The 19,887-nt window shown below is 26.0% G+C and carries 17 protein-coding genes; 3 read left to right on the top strand and 14 right to left on the bottom strand.

The features are described 5' to 3' along the window. The first annotated feature begins 274 nt into the window (after positions 1-274). Positions 275-1,012, top strand: coding sequence for an NAD-dependent protein deacylase (locus Q4E08_RS08955; protein WP_303130306.1), 738 nt, complete (start codon positions 275-277; stop codon positions 1,010-1,012). A 63-nt stretch (positions 1,013-1,075) separates the two neighbouring features. After that, entirely contained in the window at positions 1,076-1,525 is a 450-nt protein-coding gene (locus Q4E08_RS08950) for a hypothetical protein (RefSeq protein WP_303130304.1), read from the top strand. 26 nt (positions 1,526-1,551) lie between these two features. Here Q4E08_RS08950 and Q4E08_RS08945 read toward each other — a convergent pair whose 3' ends face one another. From Q4E08_RS08945 to Q4E08_RS08895, 11 genes are all read right to left on the bottom strand, one after another. Next, on the bottom strand, positions 1,552-2,487 hold the full coding sequence (locus tag Q4E08_RS08945; RefSeq protein ID WP_303130303.1) for a CPBP family intramembrane glutamic endopeptidase: 936 nt from the start codon (positions 2,485-2,487) through the stop codon (positions 1,552-1,554). A gap of 172 nt (positions 2,488-2,659) precedes the next feature. Then, positions 2,660-3,895 (bottom strand): competence/damage-inducible protein A, encoded by a 1,236-nt coding sequence (locus Q4E08_RS08940; protein WP_303130300.1) that lies wholly within the window; start codon positions 3,893-3,895, stop codon positions 2,660-2,662. 386 nt (positions 3,896-4,281) lie between these two features. After that, complete coding sequence (locus Q4E08_RS08935) at positions 4,282-4,905, bottom strand: histidine phosphatase family protein (protein WP_303130299.1); 624 nt, start codon at positions 4,903-4,905, stop codon at positions 4,282-4,284. Positions 4,906-5,230: 325 nt separating this feature from the next. After that, on the bottom strand, positions 5,231-6,184 hold the full coding sequence (locus tag Q4E08_RS08930) for an ROK family protein (protein ID WP_303130298.1): 954 nt from the start codon (positions 6,182-6,184) through the stop codon (positions 5,231-5,233). A 132-nt stretch (positions 6,185-6,316) separates the two neighbouring features. Next, a complete protein-coding gene (locus Q4E08_RS08925; RefSeq protein ID WP_303130296.1) occupies positions 6,317-6,553 on the bottom strand; it encodes a hypothetical protein in 237 nt (78 codons plus the stop codon). 131 nt (positions 6,554-6,684) lie between these two features. Continuing rightward, positions 6,685-8,766: an elongation factor G gene (gene fusA, locus Q4E08_RS08920; protein ID WP_303130294.1), complete on the bottom strand. Its 2,082-nt coding sequence runs from the start codon at positions 8,764-8,766 to the stop codon at positions 6,685-6,687. Between the two features lie 140 nt (positions 8,767-8,906). Next, complete coding sequence (locus Q4E08_RS08915) at positions 8,907-9,914, bottom strand: hypothetical protein (RefSeq protein ID WP_303130293.1); 1,008 nt, start codon at positions 9,912-9,914, stop codon at positions 8,907-8,909. A 13-nt stretch (positions 9,915-9,927) separates the two neighbouring features. Further along, the gene (locus tag Q4E08_RS08910) at positions 9,928-10,965 is read right to left on the bottom strand and encodes a phosphodiester glycosidase family protein (RefSeq protein ID WP_303130291.1); all 1,038 of its coding nucleotides are present in this window, start codon (positions 10,963-10,965) and stop codon (positions 9,928-9,930) included. 188 nt (positions 10,966-11,153) lie between these two features. Continuing rightward, positions 11,154-12,953: an LTA synthase family protein gene (locus Q4E08_RS08905; protein ID WP_303130290.1), complete on the bottom strand. Its 1,800-nt coding sequence runs from the start codon at positions 12,951-12,953 to the stop codon at positions 11,154-11,156. A 36-nt stretch (positions 12,954-12,989) separates the two neighbouring features. Then, the gene (locus Q4E08_RS08900) at positions 12,990-14,435 is read right to left on the bottom strand and encodes a glycosyltransferase family 39 protein (protein ID WP_303130288.1); all 1,446 of its coding nucleotides are present in this window, start codon (positions 14,433-14,435) and stop codon (positions 12,990-12,992) included. Between the two features lie 141 nt (positions 14,436-14,576). After that, positions 14,577-16,112, bottom strand: coding sequence for an AbgT family transporter (locus tag Q4E08_RS08895; RefSeq protein ID WP_303130287.1), 1,536 nt, complete (start codon positions 16,110-16,112; stop codon positions 14,577-14,579). A 284-nt stretch (positions 16,113-16,396) separates the two neighbouring features. On the opposite strand from Q4E08_RS08895, the gene Q4E08_RS08890 reads away from it, so the two are divergent. Further along, complete coding sequence (locus Q4E08_RS08890; protein ID WP_303130286.1) at positions 16,397-17,782, top strand: DUF2334 domain-containing protein; 1,386 nt, start codon at positions 16,397-16,399, stop codon at positions 17,780-17,782. Positions 17,783-17,864: 82 nt separating this feature from the next. On the opposite strand, the gene Q4E08_RS08885 is transcribed toward Q4E08_RS08890, so the two are convergent. The 3 genes from Q4E08_RS08885 to Q4E08_RS08875 form a co-directional block, all read right to left on the bottom strand. Continuing rightward, positions 17,865-18,320, bottom strand: coding sequence for a VanZ family protein (locus tag Q4E08_RS08885; protein WP_303130285.1), 456 nt, complete (start codon positions 18,318-18,320; stop codon positions 17,865-17,867). A gap of 70 nt (positions 18,321-18,390) precedes the next feature. Beyond that, positions 18,391-18,834 carry a hypothetical protein gene (locus Q4E08_RS08880; RefSeq protein ID WP_303130283.1) on the bottom strand — a complete coding sequence of 148 codons (444 nt, stop codon included), beginning with the start codon at positions 18,832-18,834 and terminating at the stop codon, positions 18,391-18,393. 122 nt (positions 18,835-18,956) lie between these two features. After that, positions 18,957-19,094: a hypothetical protein gene (locus Q4E08_RS08875; protein WP_303130282.1), complete on the bottom strand. Its 138-nt coding sequence runs from the start codon at positions 19,092-19,094 to the stop codon at positions 18,957-18,959. Between the last annotated feature and the right edge of the window lie 793 nt (positions 19,095-19,887).

The raw sequence follows: 19,887 nt of genomic DNA, 5'->3' as shown, positions 1-19,887 counted from the left end.
AACTTTCCTGTTCGGAATGGGAAGGAGTGTTTCCTCTATGCCATCATCACTAGATACAAACATATTATAACTAATATTTAGTTACCTGTCAAAGTTTTTCTGAAATTTATTTCAATAAACTTATTATATTTTAATTGTGTAATAATTTATATATTTTATATTTTTAAATATAATCTAATTATTAACTCTATTACAGTTTAGGTACAAATTTTATTTTTGTCTTTATTTGTGCAATAATTAAAGTATTAAATATTATAGTTTGGAGATGTTTTTTATGGAAAATAAGATTCAAGAACTAACTAATATAATTAAAAATAGCAAAAATATAGTCTTTTTTGGTGGTGCAGGGGTATCCACTGAGTCAGGAATTCCAGATTTTAGATCAGCCGATGGCTTATATAGTAGTAAATATGATCGTAAATTTTCTCCTGAGGAAATCTTAAGCCACAACTTCTTTTATAGTCACACTAATGATTTTTATAAATTCTATAAAGATAAAATGATTTATACAAAAGCAAAACCAAATCCCGCTCACATTGTTTTGGCTCAATTAGAAAAAATGGATAAACTTAAAGCTATTATAACTCAAAATATTGATGGTCTTCATCAAATGGCTGGAAGTAAAAATGTATTTGAACTCCATGGTTCTGTATATAGGAATTATTGTACTAATTGTTATAGAAGTTATGATTTAGATTACATAATAAAATCAAAAGATATTCCTAAATGTGAAAGCTGTGGAGGTACTATTAAACCTGATGTAGTTCTTTATGGGGAAGCTCTTGATAATAATGTTATAAATGGAGCATTAAATGCAATAAAAAATGCAGATACTTTAATTATTGGTGGAACTTCATTAGTGGTTTATCCTGCAGCTGGATTTGTAGATTACTTTAGAGGAAAAAACTTAATACTTATAAATAAAAGCTCAACACAATATGATAATAAAGCTAATTTAGTCATAAATGATTCTATTGGAAAAGTATTAAAATCAGTATTTGATAAATTATAATTTGAATAATTTAATATAATCAAAAATATAATATATCATATAGTACTTTAGAGGTTTAATATTTTGATATATGCATTAATATTAGTAATATCTATTTCTGTTATAGTTTTTTTAATCTTCTCTTACGAAAAAAAATTAAATTTAAGTAGGAAACAACTTATAGTAGCAAACAGTCAAATAAATAAGTTAAAAAAATATGCCCCAAGTCATTATAATACTAAAGGTGGATTATCTATTAAATTTTCTTATCCTGAAAATAACTTTGGAATAATAAAAGAAAATTCTAAAGTATTTATTTCTCCATTAGATAATTCTTACATTATACAAATCTTAAATGTAAAGATGGAAGTTAAAATACTTGATAAAGCTGAAGTAGGAAAAGATACTTGGTATTATATTTCTCTTCCAATTGATAGCAATATTAATTCTAGAGGGTGGATAAAAAGTACATGCTTTTCTTATCTTTATAGTAATAGCAATAGTGTAATAAACAACTTAAATAATAAAGCTTAGGTGAACTTAAAGTCACCTAAGCTTTATTATTTAATATGAAATATCATAAATATTATATATATAACTATTATAGCTAAAAAAGGTACATCTATAATTCTTTCCCTTGATTCCTCAACCTTAGTATATTTCCTAATTTCAATTAATTTAGAGCTTTCCTTAAAATCACTTCTTTTATCTAATTTTCTAATAACTAAATAAGCTAATATTACACAAATAGCAAATATTATTATAGAACCTTGTAATAAAATTAATTTTTCACTTAATGGAAGAGTTTTTAGTGAAACTTCACTTGTCTGTTCCATATAAGTTGGATTTATTAATGTTATTAATTTTTGCATTGTTATTGATGTTCCATTTAGTATAAAATGCATAATCATAGATGAAAATATGCTACCTGTTATCCTAACTACATAAGCTAATATAAACCCTAATACTGTTGCATATAAAAACTGATTAGCATCTAAATGAAATATTCCAAAAAATAATCCTATTACTAATGCTGATTTAAGCCTATTTTTATCATCATATCCAGATAAAACTATACCCCTTAAAGTTATTTCCTCAGTTATAGCTGGCATAAATGCTATTATTCCCATAAGTATTAAATATGGTGTTCCTGATATTGATGTTATTAAGTTGCCAACATTATTTTCAAAGAAAAATCCACTTATAAGGCCAAAGAAATTCATTATTGGTACACACAAGAAAGCTAGTACTATAACTAAAAATAAATCTTTTATTGGTAATGGATTAAATTTAAATGTTTGTCTTACATTACATTTAGTTACTAATACATATATAATTGCAGGAACTAAGAATAGTAGTATATGGTTTAATACTAAAACAACTCTTACATCACCTATTCCTAACCCCTTATAAATTGGATATGTTATATAAGGCATAACTATTTCTAGTATAAGTATTATTAGAAAATATACATTAGCTCTAAAAACTTTTCTCATATATTTCTCCTTTTTAAATTATTTTTAAGTATATTTTATATAAATTAGGAGATACTAATTATTGAGGCTATTTGCTTCATTAATTAATCGCCTCTCCCCCATTTTATTTATATACATTAAAAATCCCTCTTATGTTTTTAAACAAAGAGGGATTTTGTTATTTTACCCACTTTTATTTTTCTAATATTTCTGTTCTAACTATATTAAGAGCTGTCATGCTAGCTCTATTTCTTATAGAATTTCTATCTCCTGTAAATATATGTTTAAATGATTTAACTTTCCCATCTAAATATATTCCAAAATAAACAAGACCTACTGGCTTCTCATCACTTCCGCCTCCTGGTCCAGCTATACCTGTTGTTGATATGCCAATTCTAGAGCCACATCTTTTTGCTATACCTTCTGCCATTTCTCTTGCTGTTTCATGACTTACAGCTCCAAATTTATCTAATGTTTCTTTTTTTACCTTTAAAGTTCTCATTTTTGCTTCATTAGAATATGTAACAGCACCTTCTAAAAATACTTCAGATACACCTGGATATTCAATAAGTTTTGCTGAAACAAGTCCTCCTGTACATGATTCACTAACCCCAATTGTCATATTTTTATCTATTAACAACTTAGCTACTGTATCTTGAAGAGATGTTTCTCCTGTATTATAAACTGAATTTCCAAGTCTTTTATATATTTCATCTTTTATTGGAACTATCATTTTTCTTGCTTCTTCTTCATTTTGTGCTTTTGCTGTTATTCTAAATATTACTTCACCTTCTTTTGCATAAGGTGCAACTGTAGGATTTATTCCATTATCTATTATATCTTGTAATTTTTCTTCTGCTTTACTTTCTCCAACACCAAAAATTCTTAAAACTTCAGAAATTATTACATAATCAGAATATTTTTTTAAATATTTTTTTACTTCTTCTTTAAACATACTCTCCATTTCTTTTGGAGGTCCTGGCAAAACTATTATAGCTTTATTGTTCTTTTCAAATACAGCACCAGGAGCTGTACCATTGCTATTTTTTAAAATTATAGCTTCTTTTGGGAAATATGCTTGTTTTTCATTGCTTTTAACAAATTCTCTTCCCATTTTATTAAAATATTCTTTTATACTTTTTAAACTTTCTTCATGTAAGCACATTTTCATTCCTAAAAATTCAGAAACTAATTCTTTAGTCATATCATCTTTAGTTGGTCCTAATCCACCTGTAGTTATTATAATATCACTTCTATTAAATGATGTTTCTAAAGCTTTAAGTATTCTTTCTTTGTTATCACCAACTACTTCATGATAATATACATCAAATCCAAGTTCCGCTAACTCTCTTGAAAGATATTGAGCATTAGTATTTAAAATATCTCCCAAAAGTATCTCAGTTCCAACTGCTAGTATCTCACACTTCATAATATCCCTTCTTACTTATAAAATTTATTTTACTTATCATACTTTATTATATTCCATTTTTAAATAAAATAATAAGGTGATAGCAAATTTTTAAAAATTAACTATCACCCTAATTATCATGAGTTAAATATAAATTTTTTATGTTGCTACTCTCAAGTATTGAAAATAATATAAAAAATACTTGAGAGTAGTTTATATAAAAAATTCTTCCTCTCATTACACAGAGTTTATTGCATGGGTATTTTATGAATCTTCTAATTATAAATGTTAGTTGATTCATAAATATGTATGAGAGAAGAGAATTTATTCTCATCCCTTATTTGTAAATTTATCTTCATACAATAATATATGTATTAATTATATTTTTTATTCAATATTTTTAAAATTTACCACCCTTGCTTTTTCTCTTTTATAGTAAAGTGACTTCCGTCATTTTTAAATTCTATATTAAAATTTTCTCCATCTACATTTACCTTAGTTAAAGTTGTTTGACCCATAACTTCGTTATTAACATCCTTATCCTTAAAATAATTCATTATAGCTTTTAAAGTTATACCATGTCCAACTATCAATATAGTTTTTCCTTCATTATCTTTAATTATTTCATCCATAGCTTTACTTACTCTTTCTCTAACCTCAGCTAAAGTTTCTCCATTTGGAGCACGCATTTCAAGATTTCCTTGCATTATTAAATTTATATTCCAATCTGGATTTTCTTTCATAACATCTTCTGTTATTTTTCCTTCAAAATCCCCAAAATTCATTTCTTTTAATCCTTCATGCTTTACTACATCTATTTTTTTATTACCCTTTAAAATAATAGCTGTCTTGTAAGCTCTTTCAATAGGACTTGTGTATATACGCTCAATATTAATATTCTCTAATCTCTTTGAAAGCTCCTCAGCACCTCTTAGACCAGATTCAGTAAGAGGTGAATTTCCATGTCCTTGAAGTCTTTTTTCTATATTCCATTCAGTTTGTCCATGTCTTGTTAAATATACTGTAACCATTTATATTCCCCCATATATTTAAATTTAACTCTTATAAATTTTTACTCAATATGTCTGTATATAAATTTTATCACTTTATCAATATATTTCTATACTTTTCCCAGCATATTTTAATAATAATATTTACTTTTATTTAAATGATATATTATTATTATTTAATTATATAAAATATTATTATTTTCCATAAAAACTTAAATACTTATATAACCTTTTATAGAAAACTTAATTTTTAAAAAACTATTTACACTAAAAATATCTTTAAAAATTTTAATATAAAATAAAAAAACTGAGAATTTAATTCTCAGTTTTTTATATAATTTAAGTTTTAATAATTCTCAAGTTCTAATAAAGCTAATGCAACTGCACCAATAACCCCTGCATCTGTTCCAAGACCAGCTGGTACTATTTCGCAACTTTCTGCCATTGCTTTAAAACATCTTTTATTTACAACTTCACGAACTTTTTCAAAAACTATATCTCCAGCTTTTGAAACACCTCCGCCTATAACAACCATTTCTGGATCAAAAATTGAAATAGCGTTTGCTACTCCTATTCCTAAATATGTTAATGCTTCATCTATTATATCTTTAGCTACAGCATCACCTTTTTCAGCTTCTTTAAACACTTCATATGAAGTAACTTTTTCATAATTTCTAAGTGATGTTTCAACTTTACTATTTACAGCCTCTTGTCCTCTTTTACCAATTGCTGTTCCTGATGATAGCGCTTCTAAACAACCAATATTTCCACAACCACATCTTGGTCCAAACGGTGAAACTGTCATATGTCCAATCTCTAAAGCATTTGATGTATTTCCTCTACAAATGTTTCCATCAACTATTGCTCCACCACCTACGCCAGTACTAACTGTGAAGTATACCATATTCTTCTTACCTTTACCTGCTCCAAGCATGTATTCTCCAATTGCTGCTACATTAGCATCATTATCTAAGAATACTGGTACATTGAATTTTTCTACTAATGGTTTAACTAAGTTAAAGTTACTGAATGGTAAGTTTGGAGTAGTTATTATTATTCCTTTTCTTGAATCTAAAGGTCCTGGTGATCCTATACCAATCCCCTTAATTTCTTCTAAAGTAACTTCACCTTCAGCTATAACAGTTTGAATACTTTTTATTATTCTTTCTAAAACTCTTTCTTCACCTTCATGTGCATTTGTAGGTATTATACTTTGTGCTAATACGTTACCTGCTAAATCTGCAAGCGCAGTACTTATTTTTGTTCCACCTAAGTCTACACCAACTACGTAATTTTTCATTACAAACCTCCTAGTATAGTTTCTATAATAATTTATTATTCCATATAAAAATAGGACTTACTATTCTATTTTAATATATTTATAGAAATAATAAAGTCCTTATTTATTATTAAATTAAACAATTTTAAAAATTTATACTTCTTTATGTGCTTTTATCATATAATTTCCGCTACCATCAACCCATTCATTCTCAACAGTAAATCTATTATCTTTAAGCATAGAGCTTATTGTACCAACACTTTCCTTACTTTGTTTATCTATTGATATTGTAAATTTATCATCTTTATCAACTATACATAAATAATCATAAATATTACTATATTCACTTAGTCCAATACTTCCCCTTATATCCATTCGATAATCAGACATTAGAATTTCCTCCAATCTAAGCAAAATAACAATTATTTTGTATAGTTATTATATGTAGTTTTTCTTAATTTATTACAAAATAACCTTAATAAAAGTATTACTGAAAAAATCTCCAGTAATACTTTTATTACTTAATCTTGTTTTTCTTTATTTTTATTTTCTATAACCTTTGATGCCTCAATCTGTGGTAACTCCTCATATCTCTCAAATTCCATTGTATAATCTCCTTTAGCTTGAGTTATAGATCTTAAGTCAGTAGAATACTTAAACATTTCTGCCAATGGAACTTCACATACTATTTTTTGAAATTTTCCATATGGCTCCATTCCAATTACTCGTCCTCTTTTTTTATTTATATCCCCAATAACATCTCCCATATATTCATCAGGTATTAATATTGATACTTTCATTATTGGTTCTAATAATATTGGTTTTGCTGACTCTAATCCCTTTTTATATGCTATTGATGCAGCTATTTTAAATGCCATTTCTGATGAATCTACGGGATGATAAGAACCATCATAAAGTGTTGCTTTAAGTCCTATTACTGGGTATCCCGCAAGAACACCATGTTTTATACAGTCTCTTAACCCCTTTTCAACTGCTGGTATAAAGTTTCTTGGAACAGCACCACCTACAACTTTATCTACAAACTCTAAATCATCAACTCCATCATGTCTTCTTTCAAATTTTATTTTTACATCTCCATATTGACCATGTCCACCTGATTGCTTCTTATGTTTTCCTTGAACATCAGAAATACCTTTAACAGTTTCTCTATACGGAACTTTAGGCTCTCTTAACAAAACATCAACACCAAATTTATTTTTTATTTTACATGCTATAACCTCTAAATGTGTTTCTCCAATACCCAATACTATAAGCTCAGCATTTTCTATATCCCTTGTTACTTTAAAAGTTGGATCTTCTTCCATTAATTTATTTAGAGCAATAGATATTTTTTCTTCATCACCTTTAGATTTTGGTAATATTGCCATAGCCATTTTTGCATCTGGAAAATTTAATTTATCGTACTTAACTTTAAAATTAAAATCAGCAAGGGTATCCCCTGTTTCTGTGAATTGTAATTTAGAAACTGCGCCTATATCTCCTGCTATAATTTTATTAGTTTGAATCTGATTTTTTCCCCTTAAAAAAAATAAATTAGTTATTTTTTCTTTCTTTTCCTTATTTATATTAATAATTTGCATATCATTTTCTATACTACCAGTAATAACTTTAAATAAAGATATTTTACCTACAAAAGGATCTGCTATAGTTTTAAATACTAAAGCTGAAAATGGTAATTCATCTGTGATAGATAAATAACTTTCTTCTTTATCTTCTATTGTAGCTTTTTGTGCCAATGAAACTTTAGGTGATGGAAAACATTCAACTATATTATCTAAAAATAAACTCATCCCTATTCCATTTAATGAACTTCCACACATTACAGGAGCTATATCACCATTAATACATCCCTTTTTTAATCCTTTATAAAGTTCCTCATCACTTAAACTGCCTTCTGTAAAATACTTATCTAATAACTCTTCATCACTTTCAGCAACTGCCTCAGTAATCATTTCTTTACATTTATTAACTTTATCTATAAGATTTAATGGAATTTCTTTTTCTTCCATTTTTCTAATTTTTTTATTATATATAAACGCTTTCTTTGATATTACATTTATAACACCTAAGAAATCTGATTCATTTCCTATTGGATATTGAATTGGTACAACACTTATACCAAATCTATCTTTAAGATTTTCAAGAGTTTTATCAAAGCTTGAATTTTCCCTATCTAATTTATTTATAAAAAATGCTCTAGGTAATTTTATCTTATTACAATAATCCCAAGCCTTCTCTGTTCCTACTTGAACACCAGATACTCCACAAACAACTATAGTTGCAATATCTGATGCTCTCATCCCCTCTATACTTTCACCTACAAAATCAAAATATCCAGGTATATCAATTAAATTTATCTTTTTATTTTTCCATTCTAAAGGCTCTATTGATAAGGAAAGTGATATACCTCTTCTCCTCTCTTCATCCTCAAAATCTGATACTGTATTTCCATCTTCAATTTTGCCTCTTCTAGTTATAACTTTCCCATCATACAATAATCCTTCAACTAAAGAAGTTTTTCCTGATGAACCGTGACCTATAAAACCAACATTTCTAATATCTTCAACATTATAATTTTCCATATTTTACAATCCACCCACCCTTATAAACTCTCTTAATAATTTTTATGAAAGTTTTTTAGTATTTAGAATTGATATATGAAAACTAACTCAGTTAATCTAATAAAAAAATAAGAGCTGAAAAAAACTTCAGCTCTTATTTTTTATTTTGGATATTGTGTTTTATAATATCTTCCATTTACTATACTTGATATACCATTATTATAGAAACTTAAAAACTTTCCTTCATACTTCACTTGGCTTCCTGTTCCTATATTAGTTATAGTTTTATTTAAATTATTATTTATAAATATGGTTCCAGTTCCATCTATAAATATATCCTTAGCATCTACAGGTTCTTTTAATTGTACTTTTTGAGATTTAGATTCTACATTATCTAAATCTTTTTTAAGTATTTTATGGACCTTATTATCAATAATTTCTCCTAAATAAAGAATTCCTTCTTCATCTATTCCAAGTATTTTTAATTTTCCTGAAGTATTTATTGCTATTCTCTCATTAGGCTGAGTTACATGAATTATACTTCCGTTATTAGCCATATATACTAATCTATCTTTAGTTGGTATTAATCCAACTTCACCTATATTTCTAACTACGGTAGGTACACGTACAGCTGCTGTTTGATTTATATCAATTCTATAAATCATATTTCCAACTCTTACATATGTAACTCCAGTTATAGTTGAAGCTTTTATATTAAATGTCTTATAAGCTTTGCTATATCTACATATATCGACTATCTTTTCATTAACATTCTTTTCTGGATTATAATTACAAAGAATTATTTGATTATCTTCAACCTCTAAAGTTAATAACATATTTCTGTCTTCTAGCCATACAGATTTTAATATATTTCCAGAATTTATAGTTTCTAATTGTTTAACTTCACCACTATCAGTATCACATACATTTAATATAAATCCCATGTAATAACTTATATATTTTCCATCATATGAAACTTTTATATCTTTAGCATCACTTGGTATATTAACATGTATAATCTCTTTTTTCTGCTGAGATCCTATTACTACCTTTTCCATACTTACATCAGTATTATCTTTAAAATAAAACTTGTCCAAAAAGAACAGTACTGAGCATTGTAGTATAAGTGATACTGCAATCCAAGCTAATATTATTTTTAATTTTCTCATACCTTCTCCTTTGTTATTTTACTATTATTGAAGAAGCAATATATCTTTCTCCAAGTCCATTAGACACATTGTTAATAACTTTTCCATCTAGATACATAGTAGATGATTTTCCTCCATCTAAATTAATTGCTGTAACACACTCACCCTTTGTAAGCATAAGTGATTGTAATTCTGTTATAGTGCAACCAATTCCATCTACTAAACTTCTTCCATCAATAACCATCATAACTATTGAGCCATCAGCTCTCTGTCCAATTGCTGTTCTTGGTGCTATTCCTCCTGCTCCAGCAGCTCCATCTAATGAAGTAGGCACACCATCTTTAATAAGTGCTGGTTTAAAACTAACTGCTTCTTGTGCATCTAAATTCTTAAGTTCATTTAAACTATATTTACCAACTAACATTTTTCCTTCTTTTGTTATAGCCATACACTCAGTTTTAGTATTATCTGTTTTCATATCAGAGAATACTAATTTTCCATTAGAAATTATAACACCTGTTGGAGTTCCTCCATTACCAGTCCAATTTGAACTACTAGAAGTATCAATAAAAGCACCCCCATTTATGGCTGCTACTGCATTATTATCCTTTGCCATTTCAGATGTAGTTTCACCTTTTTTTCCAGTGTACTTTGTACTTACAACATGGACTCTTTTAGGATCTTTTACAACTAACATATATCCATTATATTTTGTATTCTCAAATTTATATAGTTCCATCTCTTTATTGTTAGATGCATTAACATTAACAACTGAACCGTTTTGAGCTGTTAAATTATTATTTGAACCATCTGTTGAATTCATTATTTCATTTATTTTTTCTTTAGACAAAAACATTGTTGCTAAATATTGGTGATTAAAACTAGTCATTGCTGATCCAACATAAATTCTTTTTGCATTATCAAAAGGACCATAAAGTAATACAAAAGGTGCTGTAATAGCAGTAAATACTATTTCAAAAACTAAAAACGCTAAGATCCTTGTCCACTTTTTTGAAGCTTTTTTTTGGGTCTTTTTATTGTTCTTTTTTTGATTTTTTCTTTTGTCTTCCATTCAAACTCTCCTAATTTTTATTAAATTCTCTACCATTAAATACTAAACAACTTTTAGTTAGTAGAAACATTAACTAACTTTAATATTATATTTAATATTATCAAATATAACAATAAATTAACGAATTTTTTAATAATAAATTTAAAGAAAAAAGGGAAAAATCTAGTTTTTTCCCCTTTTCTTTTTATTTAATTCACCAATTTTTTAGTTTCAAAATATTTATTTTTTATAATATAATCTGCTATAGTATAAGCTTTTTCTAATCTTTTTCTTTCCTCTTCTGTAGGATTTCCAACAATTTTATTCCCTTTTATTACTGTAGAATTCCTATTTGTATTTAATAAATTTCTTCCCATAAATATATTTTCTTTAACATCTATTCCTAATAAATATAATACTGTTGGAACTATGTCAGTCTGTCCCCCAGCTATGCTTATTGTCTTTCCTTCTATACCTTTTCCATAAATGAATAGTGGTATCTTATAGTCTCTCTCTTTCCACCAATCTCCTTCTAGTGGTACATTTTGAATTTCATCGTTATAGTATTTATGAACTCCACCATGATCACCATAAATAACAAGAACTGTATCATTTAATAAGCCTAACTTTTCAAGCTTATCTATAAAAAATCCTATCTGCTTATCTGTATAGTGAACACTTTGAAAATAACCTCCAAGTTTTGTATCGTCAATATTCTTTGGTAATTTAAGCTCTCTATACTTATCTGGTAAATCAAAAGGGCCATGACTAGATAACGTAGGTATAGTAGAAAAAAATGGCTCTTTCAATGTTTTAAGCTTATCTGCATATTGATTTAAAAAAGAATGATCTGATAGTCCCATTCCAAAAATATCATCTAATTTATATGAATCAATATCCCACATATCTTGATAACCTAAAGCATTACTATGTGCTTCTGACCAATTCCAATCACTAGCCCTCTCTGCATGAGTTGAAATTGTAGTATATCCATTTTCATTTAATATTCTAGGTAATGATTTATATTTAACATCTGCATGTGTTAAAAATGTTATACTATCCCCTAATGTTAAAAGCCCTGTATTTGCCATCATATCACAATCTATACTATTTCCTGCATTATTTTGTTCATATATATTATCAAAATAAAAGGACTTCTTCATAAGTTTATCTAAGTTTGGGGTTATTTCTTGTCCTAACACCTTTTTACCTATAACAAAATTTTCTAATGATTCAATCTGTAAAAACACAACATTTTTACCCTTAAATATTCCTTTGTATTTATTATCAGGAAGTTTTTTATTATTCCAAGCAAGCCAATCATCAACTTGCTTAATTTCATCTTTATTACCCTGGAAATTTTTCTTTTCTATTGCTCTAATTGCTTCATATAAATGATATCCAATAGGTGACTGATTTTGAGCCATTATAAATGGAGACCATTCTACACTCATAAATTTTACTCTACCTTTAGTAATATCTTTAATATCAATTAAATAGTGAGTTATATATATTGTTAGTATGCATAATATAATTCCTAAAATAGATAACTTTATATTTCTTTTACAATTTAATATATTCTTTATTTTAACTCTTATATAAATTAATATCGGTATATCTATTAAAAATAATAAATCTAGTTTATTAGGATTTATTAAACTTTCATGCATTGGATTAAACATATCCTTAAATAAGATGTGTCTAAGTCCTAAATAATTTCTACTAGCTCTATAATACCAAATATCAGCTATTAGTATTAATGAATATACTATATCTACTATTATTAAATATGTTATTTGTCTTTTTCCTTTAAAAAATAGTGATATAAACATTAAAATACCTATAAAAGCTAATTGAGCTAAAATCAATTCTTTTTCTATTTTAAAACCAGAAAAAGTTTTTCCTGTATTTGATGATCCAATACCAATAAATATTATACTTTTTATAACTAATATTATAAGTATTAAATCCTTTATTAAAGTACCTATATTTAATCTTTTTTCTTTCATTATCTTTTATTCACCCAATTTTATTTATTTTTTACTTTAGCTTCTTTTAAATACTTTTCCTATTAACTCAATTCCAGACATAGCCATTATAATAAATACAAAACTCACAATGTAAGCATATCTTGATTGATTTTCTGTAATTAAATAAAATAGTCCATATCCACAAAATATTATATAAAATAAATTAATTCCAGAATATTTCCTATATCTTTTTTTATTAAATAATCCAATAAAAACCAACACCATAATTATAGAAGATATAATTTGTATTGCAAATTTCCCACCATAACTAAAATTTATTAAAATATCATCATCTTTAATATTATTTTGTGACCAAAATACACCACTTAAATCCCCATCTCTCCATTGAGTAGTATATTTATCTAAATAAAACTTTCCTATTTGAGCAGGTTTAGCATTTTTAAATCTTTCAATAATTATATTAGTACATACTTCTTTAATTTTATCTTCATCAAAATTATATTTTTCAGGTATTATAGTATCTTCTAAATTCCATCTTCCTCCATATTCCATATTAGTTCCTTTTAATATGTTAGTTATTGCCGGCTCTCTACCCTTCCATAAATGATTTTCTGTTACTTTATAAAGTTTAAGTGTAGAACTTGCTATAGCAAGAATTAATACAAAAGATACTAATATCATAAAAATTGATCTTATCTTTTCTTTGAATTTAAAATCTGTATATATAACTATATACATAATAAAAGCTATTATTGTAACAGTTGCAACCATTCTAAATAAATTTCCAACAGATAAAAGTGCCCCAGATACAATAAACATAGATATATGTAATTTTTTCTTACACACTAAAATAAAAATGTATATACTTGCTAAGTAAAATGGTATAGCTATATTTTCTGTACAAAATACCCCAGTATATGTTACAAAAGGTGGGAAAATAGTCGCAATTAAAGCACCTATTAATCCATATTCATTTTTTTCAAATACTAATTTAACTATTAAATATATTAAATAAATTACAATTAATCCCATAATTAAATTTACAACTTTCATAGCTAAAAGAGCATTAGTAAAAAACTTAAGCATAAATGCCATATAAATAACCATAATTGTTAAATGTGGAAATCTTGCTATATATTCTGTTCCCCACATCATACTATAATTTCCTTTTATTACTTCCTTTGCAGTTTCATAAATAGTATTAAAATCCGATACTGGAACAGTTTTTATATTAATAAGCCATAAAATTCTTATCAAAGCTCCAAAACTTAAAATAATTAATACTTTACTTTTATTACTAAGCGTTTTACTTTTTAGCAAAATATAAGCTAAAAAAATAGATATAACTACGGAGCTAAATGATATTGTCATTGCTATATCAAATTTGTTTTTATAAATACCTATATAGCCTATAGATGCTAAAAGCAATATAAAAATTAATGGTTTAAGTGCAATAGTTACAAAACTAGTAAATCCATCTCTAAACCTTTTTAATTCCATATATAGTCCTCCTAAATTTTATATATTATAAATAACTTAATATTTATAAATAACAAATATAATTTTAACATATTTAAAGCTAAAAAAAAGCAAGCAAGAAGGCAAAACTTCTTACTTGCTATATTATTTTTATATATTTATCTAAATATATAATCCTGCGCCTGGTCCAAGTGGTAAACCTAATAAGAACCATGCTATTAATAATATTGTCCAACATATTAAAAATGCTATTGAATATGGAACCATAGTTGATATAAGTGTTCCTATTCCTGTGTCTTCATCATATACTTCTGCAAATGCTACTATTAAAGCAAAATATGTCATAAGAGGTGAAATTATATTTGTACTTGAATCACCAATTCTATATGCCATTTGAACAAGTTCTGGTGAATAGTGCATTCTCATAAACATAGGTACAAATACAGGTGCCATTATAGCCCATTTTGCTGATGCAGATCCCATAAATAAATTTATAAATGCTGAAACTGCTATAAATCCTAATATTAAAGGAACTCCACCTATACCTGTATTTTGTAAGAAATCTGCTCCCTTAACAGCAATTATAGTTCCTATATTTGTATAACCAAAGTATGCAACAAATTGTGCTGCAAAGAATACTAAAACTATATATCCTCCCATAGAAGACATACTTTTACTCATAAGATGAACAACTTGTTTATCATCTTTAATATCACCTTTACCTATTCCAAAAGCTATTCCTGGAATAAAGAATCCCATAGATATAATTGCAACCATAGAGTTCATAAAAGGTGATTTTAATATTTCTCCTGTTTCAGGATTTCTAAGTGGTCCCCATTCTGGAATAACAAGTAACCCCATAACTATTACAAATAATATTAATGCTATTAATGCAAATTTAAGACCTCTTTTTTCCTCTTTTGAAATTCCATTAATCTCCTCAACTTGATTTTTACCTTTATAAGGTCCAAGTCTTGGCTCAACAACTTTTTCAGTTATTATAGTTCCAACTACAGTAATTAATACAGTTGATGCTATTAAGAAAAACCAGTTTGAAGCTATGTTAACTTCATATCCTGCTTGCACCATTTTTGCAGATTCTGTTGTTATACCTGCAAGTAATGCATCAGTTGGTCCAAAAATAATATTTGCACTAAATCCTCCAGATACACCAGCAAATGCAGCTGCAATACCTGCAAGAGGATGTCTTTTAAAACTTAAAAATACAACTGCACCAAGAGGTATTAATATAACATACCCTGCATCTGATGCAATATTTGATATTACTCCAGCAAAAACAACAACTACAGTTATTAAACTCTTAGGCGTACTAGTAACTAACTTCTTTAATAAAGTTCCTATAAGTCCTGTACCTTCTGCAACCCCAACTCCTAAAAGAGCAACTAAAACGGTTCCAAGCGGTGCAAAACTTGTAAAGTTTGAAACTGCACTTTCAAACATATATCTAATTCCTTCTGAAGTTAATAATGATTTAATAGATACAGTTAATTCTTTTATTTCGTTAGTGGCTCTATCAAGTCCTGTATATGTAACACTAACCCCCATATTAGCTAATAAAGCTGAAAGAAGTACTATTATTCCACATAAGATTACGAATATAGTAGCTGGATGAGGTAATTTATTTCCAACACGTTCTACCATATTCAAGAAACCTTTCTTTTTAATTTTTTGTTCCATTCATATACCCCCTTATATAATTCCAAATCACACGTCCTTTATAAATAAACATATGTTTTCAACATGTGTACATTATATAACATTTATGTTAACTTATCAACCTTTTTGTGAATTTTTATTGAATTATTCTTTTAAATATACGCTAATTTTACAAATATTAATTATAACTATGTAAAAATTAGAGAATAAATATAAATCATAATTGTTTTCACTACATTAATAAATATATTGTATATATCATGTTAAAATATATTTATTAACCAATTAATTAAGGAGATTATATTATGAATAATCTAAGAAAAAATAAAAAATTTAAAAAGATAGTATTATGCTCTATATTGACTATATTCACTATAGCAGTACTTTATGGAATAACATTTTACTTTAGCTTTTTTCAAGGTAAAACTTATGTACAAGATGGAATAGTTAAAAGTAAAATTAAACCTATAAGCTACGAATCTATATACAAAGAAAAAGTATCACTAGATACTTGCAAAGTACTAAAAGTTAATAATGTAAAGATATCTATTTTAGGAAAAGAGATTCCTAAAGATGTACCAATTTTACTTAGAGGTCAAAGATATTATTTACCTTTAAACTATTTACGAAAAATATTAAATTATAAAGAGATTAATAATAATGAACTAACTTTAACGAATTACAGTAATACAATAATACTATCTAAAAAACAAGCAATTATAAACAATAAAAGATATAATTTAAGAGGTTGGCTTTTAGATTATGAAAAAAATTATTATTTATCGCTATCTGATATAGAGTATTTATTTTCACTTACTTCTGTATTTGATTTTAAAAATAAAACAGTAAACTTATTAAAATCAAACTTAAAAAAAGTAAATACAACTGAATCACATTTAAAAGATGGACCAGCTGCTTTAATAAGACTAGAAGATTTTTCTTCTGGTGGAGCCTTATATGAAGATATTAATCAAACTAAGTTAAAAGCATTGGGAGATTATTTATACAGTAATAAAATAAGATTTCATATAGCTTGGGTTCCTAGATATAAAGACCCATCTAATAAAATTGATAATGACTTATTAATTGATAATACTATTAATAATGTAGGATTTATAAATCTAATTGATTACTTAATAAACAGTGGTGCTGAGGTTGGTTTACATGGCTATACTCATCAGTATGGAAATAGTACTAGCCTATCAGGAATTGAACTATCTAATAAATTTAATAATAATGAAAAATCAACTAGAGATGTTATTGAAAATGGTTTATTTACAGCTAATAAACTTAATATCCCAGTTTACTTTTTTGAAAGCCCACACTATCAAGCTACAAGAAAGCAAAAGAAAATAATTGAAGAATACTTCAAATATTTATTTGAACCATATAGTGTACTGTACTATACAGCTTTAAAAGAAACTTCTAAAGGTAATGTCTATATACCAGCACCTTTAGGTTATGTTAAAAATAGAGACACTTCTTCTATAACAAAAAGATTAAAAAATCCATCACCAAATTTATTAGCAGCATTATTTTATCATCCAGTATTAGAGCTTCAATATATATCATTTAGTGATAATAAAAATACTTTTAATTGGATTTTATCAAAAGATTCATTAATGAAATCAATAGTATCATCTTTAAATGAAAATGGATATTCAACAATATATGTAACAGATATAAAGTAGAAATAAGTCTATAATTTAAATTTTTATTACTTAAAATTATAATAATTTAAATTGTTTTATATGGAAATAAAAAAGAGCAAAACTATTTAAATTTTGCTCTTTTTTTTAAAATTTTATTTACCAAGAAAACTAAAATTGATGCAGTAAAAGCTCCAGAAGTATCTATTAAAACATCAGTAAATCTACCCGCTCTACCTTCTACAAAAAGCTGATGAAATTCGTCTGTTGATGCATATAGAAAACATAATATTATTGATAAAACTAAAGCTTTATTTTTATTAATATAAAATCTTAATAAATTAAAATACAATAAGCTTAGTATTAAATATTCACTAAAGTGTGCACCCTTTCTTATTATTGTAATTGCCAAATCAATATAAATATTATTTATATCTATACCTAAATTTTTTATCAAATTTAATACAAAATCACTTTGTTCATTTGATATATTAGCAGGTTGATTAGACATATAAAATATAAATATCATCCATGCAATAACCAATATCCATGATAATATTCTTTTAAACTTAATCTTCATTTACCTTAATATTCTCCTGTATATATATTTATTTAATTATACTATACAGAAAACACTCATGTAAATTTGATTACCTATCCTCTAATATATACTTATTTATATAAGCTAATGATTCTTCTAAAATGCTTTGCCCTCTCTCTATATCCTCCACTTTTATATTTAAATTACATAACCTTTGATCTATAGTATGAAGTTGTTGTTTTATTTCCTGCATAAGCTTTGTATCATAAGTTATCTGAATACCATCAGGGTCTACAAATATTCTCTCTGGCGGATCTCCACATTCAGAGCACTTAGCATAAATTTTATTATTATTTATATTTCTAAATAACTTAAAAGTATCATTTTTACATGATTCACATGTTGATAAAAGTTCATATCCGTCATTTCCTGTATCATATAAATATTCACTTTCACATTCTCTACATGTTGCTTTAATTTTATTATCTATAGTTTCAATAAAAAATTTATTTCCACAGCACCCCTCTTTATGACATACAACCGTTCTGATCATTTTATCATCTCCCCACCTAAAACTTACCTTACTAAATAAATTATATTAATTGACTAAATGATTTATTCTAAAAAAAGAAATCTAACAATATTAGTTAGATTTCTGATAATATATTAATTAATTTATAAACTATTTATTTCTTTTTCAACTTCTTTAATTTTATCATCTATACAAGAAGTTTTTTTTCCCGCTAAAATTAATTCACGCTTCTCTAATTTTAATTGTTTAAGATGCTCCTTTAATTCTTCTATATTTGTCAACCAAAACACTCCCCATCATAACTTTAAAAGATTATTATATACTATACTTATTTATCTATATTACACTATAATCTTTTAATCACACCCTGTAAACGTAATCAAAAATAATATATTTATCTATAGAATAATTATATATAATAGTAGGCAAGTTGTACATAAGTAACTTTAGTGATATTTTTTCATTTTACTACATTTTGCACTTAATATCTTAGAATTTTTATGATTATTTTATTATTTATATTATATTTTATAAAATATTTTTTTATGATGTTTCTTATTAGATACTTTATCTAAACTCTAATAAACTTTGTAAAATCAATATTATAAACCAATTCTTTATAATACTAATTTAGTTATATTTTATCATATCCTTTAAATGTTTATTATTTACTAACACATTTATTAAGAACTAAAATTTAATTTTTTCATATATATTTACTTGCTACTTTTAAAAATTTACTATATTTATTTTAATTAATTGTATTATTTATCATATCTTACCTATAATTTTTTAGAACATCCTATAACAACTAAAACTACATTTTTATATTCTAAAATATTTATTTGTATTAAAAAATAAATTTTCTTATTAAAATCAAATAAAAGCCTATTTTAATTTATCTTTAATTTATCAAAAAATATTTTTCTTACAATCTAAAGTCCATTTAATTATAATTTCATAATTAGTAACTCTTATCAAGTATAAAAACAAAAAAAGTCATGAACTATTGTTCATGACTTTCCACCTATTTGGTGGAGGTAAGGAGATTCGAACTCCTGACCCCCTGCGTGC

Origin of the sequence: Clostridium sp., from assembly GCF_030532265.1 — a bacterium.
Classification (GTDB): domain Bacteria; phylum Bacillota; class Clostridia; order Clostridiales; family Clostridiaceae; genus Clostridium.
Note: the sequence above shows the minus strand (reverse complement) of the source record. Positions and strands in the feature narration are given on the sequence as shown.